The organism is Burkholderia sp. B10, assembly GCF_004368385.1.
In the GTDB taxonomy this organism is placed as follows: domain Bacteria; phylum Pseudomonadota; class Gammaproteobacteria; order Burkholderiales; family Burkholderiaceae; genus Burkholderia; species Burkholderia vietnamiensis.
In genome coordinates this window covers 1-12,018 of sequence record NZ_PQMX01000005.1, presented here as the reverse complement: position 1 = coordinate 12,018, position 12,018 = coordinate 1, and the positions used below count along the sequence as shown (strand labels likewise).

Below are 12,018 nucleotides of genomic sequence, written 5' to 3'. Positions count from 1 at the left end.
CATGCCGGACTCTCTGCAACGACCTGTTGACCAGGCAGAGCACCCACTGCGCAATCAGACGTACATCGTGCCGACGCCAGCGATCGCCGAAATGTACGCGCTGGTGAGGCAGTGCGTGCGGCGAGGGATTGCCGGTGCCGTCATCTACGGTCACACCCGATGGGGTAAGACATACGCAATTCGTTATTGCGCGAGGCTTTTGCAACACGAAATGCGGCGTATCGTCGTGCTTTCGATGGGCATGCCGCAAAACCCATCGCGCTCGGAGGCGCTCTTCTTCGGCATGTTGCTCGAGGCGACCCGCCATGAGCGGGCCGACAGAGGATCTGCCTTTCAGCGGCGCTTGCGGCTTTACCATCGGCTCGCCGAGATGGTCGAGCGCGCCAGCGGCAATACGCTGGTTGTGTTTGTCGACGAAGCGCAGCGATTGGATCTCGAGCATTACGAATGGTTGCGTGACGTGCAGGACGAGCTATCTCGCCGCGGTATTCGCATGTTCACGTTTCTGGTCGGCCAGCCCGGCATTCTCAACCGCAAGAGTTCCTTCAAGCAAAATGTCGACACCTCGCAGGTCGTCGCACGTTTCATGGTCGAGGAAATGCGCTTTGCTGGTCTGCGCGGTGCCGAGGACCTCAAGATGCCGCTCGGCGCGTACGACAGTTCAGTGTTTCCAGAGGGAACTGGGTGGACCTACACGCGCTTCTTCTTGCAGCGCGCGTTTGACCACGGATTTCGGCTTGGTCAGCAGCACGAGCGACTATGGGGGGCGTTCGATTCGGCTCACCAATATGCGCGATTCGATTTTCCAATGGAGATCCCGATGGAGTATCTGACACGAGCCATCGAAATCGCGTTGACCGACAACATGGAACACGATCATCCAGGTTTTGCGCTTAGTGCGGCCTGTTGGAGGCAAGCGGTCGACGAGTCGAACTTTGTCGCAGCGCTGGAGGAGTTGCGCATCGTATTCGTGGACGAGGGCCGTGCGCAATGACACGTCGTTTCGATATTCTCTTGCTGGGCATTGAATCGTCGACTCATGCACCTTGGTGTTGGCGCGATGACTGGCATGCTCCAGGCGAATCCTCGCTGGCCTTGCTTGCCAAGTTTCGCGACTCAACGCGGTGTCGTGTGCGGAGCTAGTCGATGCGTTTGCCTTTCGCGATGGTCGTCGGCGTACGTCGCGGGATCTCGATTTGCGCGACGCACGGTGCTTCGACGTGCCGCGCATGATGGCTGTGTTGCGCGTGCCGCTCAAGGACGTTGCGGCTGCTTTCATCATGCCTTCGCATCGACTCGAGCGAATTGCTTTCGCGACGTTGCGCTGGTGCCCGAAATGTTCGATTGAGGGCGTCCATCTCAGCGCATTCCAGTATCGGGCCAGCGAGCAGTGCCCGATTCATCGAGTTCAACTCGTCCAGCGTTGCGAGCAATGTGGGGCAACGATCCCGTATCGCTTGCGGCCGAATGTATTCCGCACACCGTTCAATTGCCCATCATGTGCACATCCGTGGTTCTTGCCGGCGCAAGGTCCTGACAACCTTCGTGTGGGACGGACGTATCGGGGGCTACTGCAGGATCGATTGGAAAATCGCTTGCCAGTGATTCGAACCGAAGATCGCGGGGCGATGCATTTTCGGATGCCGCCATCGCATGCGTGGACCCTGTATGCCTGCAGCGACGCGATCGAGGATGACGAAGTACGAGAAGAGATCGATCTGGAACTCGCTAGCGACTATGTGCGTAGCAGCGATATCCTGGCCCGCGGATGTTACAAGGCTGTGCGGCGCTGGATCATGCGTGAATACGGGAGGAGGCATCGAGCCTGTATCGCGACGGCCGCGCGCCATCTGTGCTGGTCGTTGACAGGGAACACGACGACTTCCTTTTGTCCGGTTGCACAAGCGTTTCTACGCTGGCGCTGTAAGTGGGAGGGCTTCGGAACACCCAGCGCACTATTGCAGTGCCCGCTCCATGGACCGCTCGGACTCGCGACCTGGTTGTCACTATACGCGCCAATTGCACAGCGAAATTGGAGTCGCTCTGCCAGAATATGGGTCACGCTGCACCTATTAGGCCGAGCGTGCTTAGATAGCTTTCGCACTTTCCTGGCGGAGGTTGATCAACAGCGCATGCACCGACGGACACTTTGGCTGCCGTTTCCCGTACATGATTTCCCGCGGCGCCAAGTCGTCGCACGTTGCGGCGATCGGCGCGGCGAGTCGATTTGCTTTTGTGTCTTGCCGCTCGACGGAGCCGACACCGATCATGAGTTGGCTCGGGATTGCGGGGGCGATAGCCATTGGCGCGCGCACTTGGAGGGGTTGCGCGACAACGTCGCTCCCGTCGAAGTGTCACGTTCCTCGTCGTGGTTATCAGAAGCAACGGAGTTGCCGGCAGCATTGAGCGATGCCCGCTCGCGGCATGTCGGTGGCGCTTGACCTCGCTTCGTCAGCGTCGGTGATGTAGATGAAGCATGCCGCTGGCTGTGCCAGAAGACCGTCCTTATGATGGCGCCGTGGAACGAAAGCAAGTGCGACCGCGAGTGAACGCGGTCGTTCATACAACAGTCGAAATATGGGATTGGTCATCAATCCGTCGGGGGCACGTCATGTACTTCTATGTGGATGAGAGTGGACACACGGGCGCGAACCTCTTCGATCCGGAGCAACCAATGCTGTACTACGGCGTGCTTTCGAGCAACTGTAACGTGGACCTGCTCGCGGCGGATCGCATGCAACGGTTGCGCCGGCGGGCGGGGGTTTCGCGGTTGCATGCGGCTGAATTGGGTAACGGAGGATTGGTTCCGCTAATTGAAGACCTTGTCAGGCTTGAACCGGTACTTCAATTGCGGTTCGATCTGTATCGCGTCGCAAAACCGGACCATGCCATCATTTGCTTTTTTGATCAGGTGTTCGACCAAGGGATGAATCCTGCTATTACCTGGTCAGGGTATTGGACGCCGTTGCGCTACGTGCTCCTATTGAAACTGGCTAGCCTATTCGACGAAGGGCTGGCCAAGCGAGCTTGGGATGCACGGATTGAGATCGACGACGGGAAGGCCGAGCAGGAGCTCGCATCGGTGTGCGACGAACTGCGGGCCCGCGTGGGGAGTCTGCCGGATGCCCGCTCGCGCCAGCTCATTTCGGACGCGCTTGAATGGGCCGCGAAGCATGCCTCCGAGCTTTACTACAACACCAAGAACAAGAGGGACAGGCTGCAAGTTACCCCGAACATTGTCGGCTTCCAGTCGGTGATGCATGGCATCGCGATGCGCATCAAGAAGCATGGAAGGAGGGAGTCGCGGATAACCGTTGACCAACAATCGCAGTTCAACAAGGCGCAGAAGACATTGGCTGAACTCTTCGCCTCAATGCGGGGGATACCGTGGCTTACCGGTCCCGGCCTGCCGACGACGGATTATAGCGGTATGCCCACGACCCCGATCACGTTTTCCTCGAGCGCCGACAGCGCAGGATTGGAGCTTGTCGATATTTACCTGTGGGTGTTCAAACGCGTCATGGAACGGAAAGAGGTCGCGCCGGAACTCTTTGCGCTCGTGCGACCTCAGCTTCGTCGCGGCCGCACCGACGAAATTTCCCTAAACGCGCTCGGTGCCCGATGGAGTCGCTGGTTCGACGAGATGCCAGAGCCGACTGCGGAGCAAATGGCGCAAGGGCGAGATCTGTTGGCCATTGACGAAGGAAGGCGCCTTCGCGCAGTAAGCAATCCTAGTCCACAACAGCCTTCTGGGGGCGACGACGGCGCACGCGTGCCCATTTGAAGCAGATTGCCTGTAGTCCACGCTGCGCGATACAAAACCAGTGTTGGAAAGCGGCAGTCGTGCGGACGCTTGAATGCAGGGATTAGAAATTGCCTATATGCGCCGCATGTCATCGCTCCCGGGCCCTTCCTACCTTCTGAGCGAGCGGTCTTGCCACGGATATCTGACGATTCGGCCTGCACGGCGCGAAAGTAACCATTCTCGAGGAACTATACGCATGACAATCGCCGGCTATGACAAACAGCGTGTTCGCGACCAAATGAAGGTCGCGTTATCTGCAGCGCAACCGGTGCGCACACCCGAAAAGCTCAAGGGCCGAGAGCGCGAACTCGAAGACATTGACCGTGCCCTATCGGCGCCGGGACGCAACATCTTCATATACGGCGACCGTGGTGTGGGGAAAAGCTCACTAGGAGCGACGGCCGCCTACGAGTACCAGAGCGCGGACAACCGACCGATCGTCGTTGGTGGTTCGCCAAATGAGACGTTCGATTCAATCATCGCCACCATCGCGAATCAAGCGATGGGTTATTCGCGGACGACGAACATCAAGGAGCAGACCGGTATCTCGCTCGAATGGCGCGGGCTGAAGTGGCAGCAGGGGCGCGAGGTCAGCGCGAAAGATGTGAAGGACCAGCTGAGGACGATCGGAGACGCAGTGGACCTGTTGGGGGAAGTGGCTCGCGTGCATTCGAAGCAGCCCGTCGTCGTGATCGACGAGTTCGACACGATTCCGGACACGCAGGAACGCAACCGGTTCGCTGCGTTGTTAAAGGCGCTCGGGGACCGGGAGGTGGATCTCAAATTCATCTTCACGGGCGTTGGTCGCTCGCTGGAAGAACTGCTTGGCGCGCATCCATCGGCGTACCGGCAGCTTGCGACGTTTGAGGTGCATCGCCTTGGCTGGGAGGCGCGGCGCGAGATCGTCACCCAGGCCGCGCAGGAGTTCGGATTGGATGTGGACAACGATGTGAACTGGCGCATTGCAATCGTCAGTGATGGCTTTCCTCACTACGTGCACCTGATAACCGAGCATATGATCTGGCAGGCGTTCGATGATGAGACTGACTGCGACGTCCTGGGTCCTCACCATTATCAGTTGGGCCTGCGTAAGGCGATCGAACAAATCAACGTTGAGCTGAAGAAACCTTACGAGAAGGCGGTTCTGCAGCGCCCGCCCGAATGGGAAGACCTCGTGTGGGCAACCGCCGACGGGGAAGATCTTATCCGTCAGAGCAAAGATATCCAGCAGTCTTACCAGTCCATCATTGAGCGTCGCAAGAGTCCCGTGGTGTTCGAAAACGGCAAGTTCGCGGAATCACTCCGCAGGTTGAAGGCAGACAACTACGGGGCCGTGCTTGAGGCGGTGCCCCAGCGGCAAGGGTGGTACACGTACCGGGAAAAGATGTTGCGAGGCTTCGTTCGTATGCAGGCGGAGGCCTCGGGCATCGAGCTCAATGGCGACGTGCCGCTCCAACGTCAACGCATGCACGTTCCCGCGAACATGCGAAGTGGCTACCATGATGCACGCGTACCGGGCAGCGTTCGTTTGCGCGATGACCGGAAGAAATGAACCGCGTGACACGGCACAATCGTAGTTTGATTGTTCGCACGGCAAACCGGGTTGGCTCGCAATTAGCGCTTTGGCTCCCGAGACGGGAGCTCGGCCGGGTCCCCGTTGCACCAGTTCATTCGGTGGTTGCGTACTGTCTCGCGGTGTCGTTTGTCCTCTTCCTCGTGCAAGTACAGGCTCGTGGTGTTCAGCGATACGTGCCCGAGGTTGTCGCGCACTGTGCGCAGATCGATGCCGACGTCGGCCTGATGCGAGCCGGCCGTATGCCGCAGCCAGTGCGCCGAGGCGCGCTCGAGCTCGTCGGCGCGATCGACGAATTCCGGTCCGCGCGCGCGCAGCCACGACGCGGCGCCCTCGAAGACGCCTTTGATTGCATCATGAAGGGCCGACCGCGACAGGCAGCGGCACTGGCCTCTGAAGGGCATGACCAGCGGCGCGTCCTCGGCCCGGCCGGGCAGTGGGGGCAGGCCGCATGCTTTGCGGTACCGCGTCAGTTCGTCGATCAGTTCGGGCGACGCCGGCACGATGCGCTCGCGTTCGCCCTTGCCAAGAATCTCGAGCCACCACTGGTCCTGGCCATCGGTGCCCAGGCGCCGGGAGAAGTCACCCATGGCGCCGCCGGCGACCTCGGAAATGCGCATGCCTTGCAGGTAGAGGAGCGTCGTGAGCCAGCGGCAGCGGGCGGCATAAGCCTGCTGCGTCGCCGTGTCCTGCGGCAGTTGGTGGACAAAGGCTTTGACCTCGTCCCACAGGGACGGCGACAGGTAGCGTTTGATGCGCGGCGCCGAGCGCTTCGCGCGCTGGCGTAACAACGCCAGCGGGTTGCCGCGCAGGTAGCCGGCGTCCACCAGCCACGTAAACATGCCGTTCAGGATCACCAGCGCCTGTCGCTGGCTGGCCGCGGACAAGGGCCCGTTGAACGGCCGCCAGCGCGTATCGCTGCGACCATACTTGCCGCCCTGGGACCCGTCATCCTTGAGCGAGACCCAGCGGCTCGCGGGCTGTGGGTCGACCAGGAACGCCTTGAACAGGCGCAGATCCTCGTGCGTGAGCGACGACAGCGGCTTGCCGAGCTGCGCGACGGCCCACAGCAAGAGCCGTTCGGCCTCCTTGCGGTAGCTTTCGAACGTCGTTTTCGTGTCGGCGTAGTTCGACAGCCAAGCGCGCACGGCGTCCAGGTCGTTGCGGGCGGCCAGCTGCGAATGTTCGGGCGCGCCGCGATTGGTGCCATCGCGGCCGTCGAGACGCTCGGGGAGTGCGAGCGATTCGACGGGTTGCACGGTGGTGAGCTGGGCAGGAGACACGGTTCGGGTGTTTCGAAGGTGAGCTTAAACGGGAGGCGACGCTCAATCGAAGATGCACGACATTATAGCAATAATGTCGTGTAATTGGCTATATGAGTTGGGTTTATAGCGATATACGTTGTATTATCAACTGTGTTCGATGCGATTTTTCCGGCCCATGTCTGATACCCTGCCCAGCGTCCAGCCTGACGAGGCTCGCCTTGCCATCGAAATCGCGCGCCTGAAGGTGGAATTCCCGAGGACGCGCGAGCTGTACCGCGAGGTCTGTGCGCTGCTGTTTTTCCGCTTCGGCCAGACGCCAACCGCGAACCGGCTGTACCAGCTGGTGAGGCGTGGCAGCATGGGCACGCCCGCCGCCGTGCTGGGCGAGTTCTGGGCAGAGTTGCGGGAAAAAAGCCGGGTGCGCATCGAGCATCCCGACCTGCCGGCCGATCTGCAGGCCGCGGCGGGCGAGCTCGTCGCCGCGCTGTGGAGCCGCTCGAGTACCGATGCCGCCGCGGCACTCGATGCACTGCGTGCCGAAGTCGAAGCCGAGCGGGCGGCGGCGAAAGCGGAAGTCGCCGTATTGCAAGCCGATCTGTCCCGGACCGAAACCGCGCTCGAGCAGCGCACGAGCGCGTTGCTGGCGGCCCAGGTGCGCATCCAGGAGCTCGAGCAGGCGAGGGCGGCCGACGAAGCATCGCGCCGCGCGCTGCAGGCGGAAGTCGAGCGGCTGAAGTCCGACAACGCGGACGCCGATCGTGCGCTGGCCCAGGCGCGCGCCGATTTCACGTCGCAGCTCGACCGGCTGAGCGACGACGCGAATCGTGCCGAAGAACGCTTGCGCGCGTCGGAGAAGCGGGCGCTGCAGGAGATCGATCGCGAGCGTGTGACGGCCGCGCGGCTGCAGAAGGAGCTCGACGCGCTGATCGCGCGCGTTGAGCAGCGCGACGTCCAGTATCGGAACGACCTGGCCGCGTTGCAGGCGCAACTGGTCGATGCGCGTCATCAGGCGGGCGTGCTGCAGGGGCGGCTGGATGCCATTCAGGCGGAAAATGGGCGGCTGCAGACGGAGGTGATGGCGATGCGGGAGGCCGAAGTGCGGGCGCGGGAAACACGGCCGTCGGCCGTTCCGGCTGCCTCGGCCGGCGTGCGGAAGACCCCACGCCCGACCCGGCCAACGCGTGCCGTGCCGACCGCCAAGCCGGCTACGCGCCGCAAGAAAGCGGTATAAGTTCAGGGTAAATGGCTGCCAGGGAAATGGACTACATGGCTGATCGCTACCGACTCGCCGGACTGACGTTGCCGCAGGGCGTTGCCCACGAGTCCCTGCCTGGGCCCGTGGCCCGCTTCATTTCGGATTGCTGGCACGGCATGAGTCGGACGCAGATGATGGTCCGTGCGAAACGGCGGGGGCTGCGCCTATCGTTTCGCGCAACGGCGCGGTGTCGGTCTGGCGAAACCGGCGTATTCGAGTTGCGTTTCAACGATGGGGCTGTGGAATGCCTGATGCTTGCGTGGCTCCAGCGGGTCGGAGCCAGCCGCGGCAATCGCGGATCAGTCAGCCGGACTGACATATCCCGGCCCCCGCCACGCGATCCCAGGCAGACCGGGTTATTCTGACGCGATCGTGCCGGTTGCCGCGCGGCGCGTGGCTCGCTATGCTCGCAGGCTTCAACGGATCAGGAGTCGGAAGTGCGGCGTGTGACGGTCAGGAAGTCATCGGTTCATGGGCGAGGCGTCTTCGCGCTCCGGGCGATTCCCGCCGGCCATCGGATCCTCGAATACCGCGGTGAGGTGACCTCGTGGCGACAAGCCTCGGCCCGGCATCGACGCTCCGGTATGTCTGGCCACACCTTCATTTTCGGACTGACTGATGGGTCTGTGATCGACGGCAGCATCGGTGGCAACAGCGCCCGTTGGCTGAACCACTCCTGCCAGCCGAACTGCGAGGCGATCGAGGACGAGCGGGGGCGGGTATTCATCGAGACACTCGAGGACGTGATGCCGGGCGACGAACTGTTCATCGCCTATGGACTCACGATCGATGAGGCGATCACCCCCGAATTGGCGGCCGACTATTCCTGCCGTTGCGGAACCAGCCGATGTACCGGTTCGATGCTGGCCTTGGCGAGCCAATAGTGAGCCCCCTGCCGGAAGCGTTCGCAATGCCGGTTCCACTTTTACTTCTGCATTGCTGCTACTTTTCTTTCAATGCACGTGACCGGAGCGCCTTGCTGGGCGCGGGTTCGGGCGGACGCGATCCAAAATATACCCTTTCGACCCGAAAAAATGAAGGGGCGGATAGTCAGGGCTATGTTACCCTTCATTTCAGGGCATGGGCGAAGCCGCGGCGTGCGCGGTACTCCCTGTAGGGAATTGCGCGCCCCCACCGCGGCGATCGAAAAGCGGTGCTGTCACCGTTTCAGCGCCCTGGTATTTCTGGCACCGGTGGGCGCGTTCATTGGCCACCGTCACACGCGGGCGGAGAGGTTCTTCGACCCGGGCGGGGCTGTTGGCGAGGCGACTTCGTCTCAGGCGGTGATGAAGCCCTATTGCGAGCGCCGGCGAAAGGGAAGGGCTTCGGCGGGCCGGCGGCTGAATTCTCTCCGCGGTGCGGAGAGAGTTGGGGGAGCGCCCAGCAGGGTTCCGCCGTGGCCGAGATTCCGGTAACGTGGCCACTGTCGGCGCGTGCCGGCCCGCCGATTCCTCCATTCCCAACAAGATGACCGAACTCGTCCCCGTATCCCTCTTGACCGACATCCGCCGCATGATTGATTCGGCGCGCGCCCGGGCGGCCGCGGCGGTGAACGCAGAACTGACCCTACTTTATTGGCAGGTTGGTCGTCGCATTCGAAATGATCTGCTGGGCGGGGAGCGCGCGGGCTATGGACAACAGATCCTCCCCGCGCTCGCACGACAACTGAGAGCTGAGTACGGCCGCGGTTGGAGCGAGCAGCAATTGCGCCACTGCATCCGCGCGGCGGAGGTGTTTCCGGATGAACCAATTCTCTCCGCACTGCGGAGAGAATTGAGCTGGACCCATCTGAAGATGTTGATGTACGTCGACGACCCGCTCAAGCGCGACTTCTATATTGAACTCTGTCGCCTGGAGCGCTGGTCGTCGCGGCAGTTGCAGGAGCGGATGCAGTCGATGCTGTTCGAGCGCAGTGCGCTGTCGCGGCAACCCGACGAAGTGATTCGGCGCGAAGTGGCGCACCTCCGCAACGCGCAGCAGATGACGCCTGACCTCGTGCTGAAAGATCCGTACATCCTCGATTTTCTTGGCCTCAACGATCACTATCTCGAGCGCGATCTCGAGGATGCGATCCTGCGCGAGATGGAACAGTTTCTCCTGGAACTCGGCGCCGGCTTTACATTCGTTGCGCGCCAGAAGCGGTTGTTGATCGACGACGACGACTTTTATCTCGACCTGTTGTTCTACAACCGCAAGCTCAAACGCCTCGTCGCGATCGAACTGAAGCTCGGTTCCTTCAAGGCCGAGTACAAGAGTCAGATGGAGCTGTACTTGCGTTGGCTCGCCAAGCACGAGCAGGAGCCGGATGAAGCGCCGCCGATCGGCATCATCCTATGTGCGGGAAAGAAGCAAGAACAGATCGAATTGCTTGAGCTTGGCAAAAGCGGCATTCACGTCGCTGAGTACCTCACGGTGCTACCGCCGCGCGAGACGCTGCAGGCGAAGCTGCACCAATCGATCGCCGCGGCACGTGCCCGACTTGATGATAAACGAGAGTCGTGATGACAGTGCCTTGAACGCTTCATCCGGTCAGCTTCACGTGAGTGGGGCTGCGCATCGACATACCAAAGCTCGGCCCATCGCAACGAAGCCGGGGGCCAGTTGGCAGCACCACTACAACTGGCATCGAGCTCGCAACGCCATCGGCGGCAAAGTGCCGATGGCTAGACCTCCCGCATCGAGAAACAACCTCTAGGGAAATGCTGATTAATGGGCCAACCGCCGACGTTTCAGGTGAGATGACGTCGAACTTTCCGGATAACGAATCGAATCGGCGCTCATTTCGGTGCAGTTGGCTCGTAAACGAGCCTCCCTGCTCGCATTTTTCACGCGCATGACGGACTGCTCCCATGAGCCGAACGCAGCCGGTTTCGTACGATCACCAGGTTCGCCAGGGCGAACAGACTGAACAGCTGCGCCGTGTTCTTGGCCAGTCCCTTGTAGCGCACCTTGCGATAACGGAACAGGTTCTTGACGATATGAAACGGATGCTCGACCCGCGCGCGGATTTGCGCCTTGGTTCGCTCGACCGTGCTCACCAGATCCTTCAGCGGGCCATCCTGCATCGCCTTGATCTTTCCGCGCTTGGCCGCCACACGCCATTTCACCAGCTTGCCGTTCATTTCGTCGCGTTTGTCCACGCCGATGTAGCCCGCGTCGCCGAACGCTTCCTCTTCATGCCCGTGCAGCAGGGCGTGAGCCTGCGAAACGTCCGACACGTTGGCCGCCGTGCCCACCACGCTGTGAACCAGTCCCGAATCGGCGTCGACCCCGAGATGGGCCTTCATCCCAAAGTGCCAGGCGTTTCCTTTCTTCGTCTGATGCATCTCCGGGTCGCGGCTCTTCTCGGCGTTCTTGGTCGACGACGGCGCTTCGATGATCGTCGCGTCGACCAAGGTACCTTCCTTCATCATCAGCCCGCCTTCGCACAGCGAGATACCGATCTCATCGAACAGCTTGCGCGTCAGGTCATGCTCGAGCAGCAGGCGCCGGAACTTCAGCAGCGTGGTCGCATCCGGCACATTCTCGACAGCCAGATCGATTCCCGCGAAGGCACGCATCGCGATGCTGTCGTACAGCGCGTCTTCCAGCCCTTCGTCCGACAGGCCGTACCACTGCTGCAGGAAATAGATTCGAAGCATCCGCTCCAGACCTATCGGCCGACGGCCGCGCTCACCCTTCGGATAGTACGGCTCGATCGCCGTCAGCAACCGCGGCCACGGCACGAGCTTCTCCATCTCGTCCAGGAAACGCTGACGCCGGGTCACGCGCTTCTTGCCCGCACTTTCCGCTTCCGCAAAGCTCATCTGCCGCTTCATCATCGAGGATCCGTTCCGTGAACTGCCTTCTACAACGTTCTCGGCTATGTCAGCGATGACCGCCGAGCTGGATAAATCAGTGTTTCCTTAGCAGCATCTGCGAACTTCAACAGCTGCCGGTCTGAGGGTCGCATATCCATCGACGGGAAAGGTCGAGACCTTGTTCCGGCCGGTCGCCTTCGCGTAGTACAGCGCCTCGTCGGCCGCCTTGATCAGCGCACCCGGGTCTCCATCCTGACCGGGCGTCGAGCTCGCCATGCCGATGCTGGCGGTGACGCGCCCATATTCGCTGCCGACGTGCT

The 12,018-nt window shown here is 61.3% G+C and carries 10 protein-coding genes and 1 pseudogene; 7 read left to right on the top strand and 4 right to left on the bottom strand.

Going from position 1 to position 12,018, the window contains the following annotated elements; translation table 11 throughout:
• The first annotated feature begins 1 nt into the window (after position 1).
• Positions 2–994, top strand: coding sequence for an ATP-binding protein (locus C3Y15_RS03930; RefSeq protein ID WP_134206803.1), 993 nt, complete (start codon positions 2–4; stop codon positions 992–994).
• Between the two features lie 145 nt (positions 995–1,139).
• Here C3Y15_RS03930 and C3Y15_RS03925 read toward each other — a convergent pair whose 3' ends face one another.
• Positions 1,140–1,358: a hypothetical protein gene (locus C3Y15_RS03925; protein WP_124259776.1), complete on the bottom strand. Its 219-nt coding sequence runs from the start codon at positions 1,356–1,358 to the stop codon at positions 1,140–1,142.
• 1,253 nt (positions 1,359–2,611) lie between these two features.
• Here C3Y15_RS03925 and C3Y15_RS03920 point away from each other — a divergent pair.
• Together C3Y15_RS03920 and C3Y15_RS03915 are read left to right on the top strand one after the other, a co-directional pair.
• On the top strand, positions 2,612–3,784 hold the full coding sequence (locus C3Y15_RS03920; RefSeq protein ID WP_124259775.1) for a DUF3800 domain-containing protein: 1,173 nt from the start codon (positions 2,612–2,614) through the stop codon (positions 3,782–3,784).
• A gap of 217 nt (positions 3,785–4,001) precedes the next feature.
• Entirely contained in the window at positions 4,002–5,357 is a 1,356-nt protein-coding gene (locus C3Y15_RS03915) for an ATP-binding protein (protein ID WP_124259774.1), read from the top strand.
• Between the two features lie 62 nt (positions 5,358–5,419).
• Here the strand turns inward: C3Y15_RS03915 and C3Y15_RS03910 are convergent, their stop codons facing one another.
• Positions 5,420–6,661: a tyrosine-type recombinase/integrase gene (locus C3Y15_RS03910; protein WP_124259773.1), complete on the bottom strand. Its 1,242-nt coding sequence runs from the start codon at positions 6,659–6,661 to the stop codon at positions 5,420–5,422.
• A gap of 157 nt (positions 6,662–6,818) precedes the next feature.
• On the opposite strand from C3Y15_RS03910, the gene C3Y15_RS03905 reads away from it, so the two are divergent.
• The 4 genes and pseudogenes from C3Y15_RS03905 to C3Y15_RS03885 form a co-directional block, all read left to right on the top strand.
• Complete coding sequence (locus C3Y15_RS03905) at positions 6,819–7,874, top strand: DNA-binding protein (RefSeq protein WP_124259772.1); 1,056 nt, start codon at positions 6,819–6,821, stop codon at positions 7,872–7,874.
• A 461-nt stretch (positions 7,875–8,335) separates the two neighbouring features.
• A complete protein-coding gene (locus C3Y15_RS03895; protein WP_124259770.1) occupies positions 8,336–8,782 on the top strand; it encodes an SET domain-containing protein-lysine N-methyltransferase in 447 nt (148 codons plus the stop codon).
• A gap of 583 nt (positions 8,783–9,365) precedes the next feature.
• Positions 9,366–10,400: a PDDEXK nuclease domain-containing protein gene (locus tag C3Y15_RS03890; protein WP_124259862.1), complete on the top strand. Its 1,035-nt coding sequence runs from the start codon at positions 9,366–9,368 to the stop codon at positions 10,398–10,400.
• 12 nt (positions 10,401–10,412) lie between these two features.
• Positions 10,413–10,593 (top strand): annotated as a pseudogene (locus C3Y15_RS03885) (integrase core domain-containing protein); the annotation flags it as partial.
• Positions 10,594–10,723: 130 nt separating this feature from the next.
• Here the strand turns inward: C3Y15_RS03885 and C3Y15_RS03880 are convergent.
• Together C3Y15_RS03880 and C3Y15_RS03875 are read right to left on the bottom strand one after the other, a co-directional pair.
• Complete coding sequence (locus C3Y15_RS03880) at positions 10,724–11,716, bottom strand: IS5 family transposase (RefSeq protein WP_124259769.1); 993 nt, start codon at positions 11,714–11,716, stop codon at positions 10,724–10,726.
• A gap of 87 nt (positions 11,717–11,803) precedes the next feature.
• Positions 11,804–12,018, bottom strand: a 215-nt coding sequence (locus tag C3Y15_RS03875; RefSeq protein WP_124259768.1) for a diguanylate cyclase, incomplete at its 5' end; no start/stop codon positions are given.

Excerpts from the sequence above, each read along its gene's own strand:
- C3Y15_RS03880 (WP_124259769.1), bottom strand. The coding sequence starts at position 11,716 with ATGAAGCGGCAGATGAGCTTTGCGGAAGCGGAAAGTGCGGGCAAGAAG.
- C3Y15_RS03905 (WP_124259772.1), top strand. The coding sequence starts at position 6,819 with ATGTCTGATACCCTGCCCAGCGTCCAGCCTGACGAGGCTCGCCTTGCC.
- C3Y15_RS03930 (WP_134206803.1), top strand. The coding sequence starts at position 2 with ATGCCGGACTCTCTGCAACGACCTGTTGACCAGGCAGAGCACCCACTG.
- C3Y15_RS03920 (WP_124259775.1), top strand. The coding sequence starts at position 2,612 with ATGTACTTCTATGTGGATGAGAGTGGACACACGGGCGCGAACCTCTTC.
- C3Y15_RS03915 (WP_124259774.1), top strand. The coding sequence starts at position 4,002 with ATGACAATCGCCGGCTATGACAAACAGCGTGTTCGCGACCAAATGAAG.
- C3Y15_RS03925 (WP_124259776.1), bottom strand. The coding sequence starts at position 1,358 with ATGGACGCCCTCAATCGAACATTTCGGGCACCAGCGCAACGTCGCGAA.
- C3Y15_RS03890 (WP_124259862.1), top strand. The coding sequence starts at position 9,366 with ATGACCGAACTCGTCCCCGTATCCCTCTTGACCGACATCCGCCGCATG.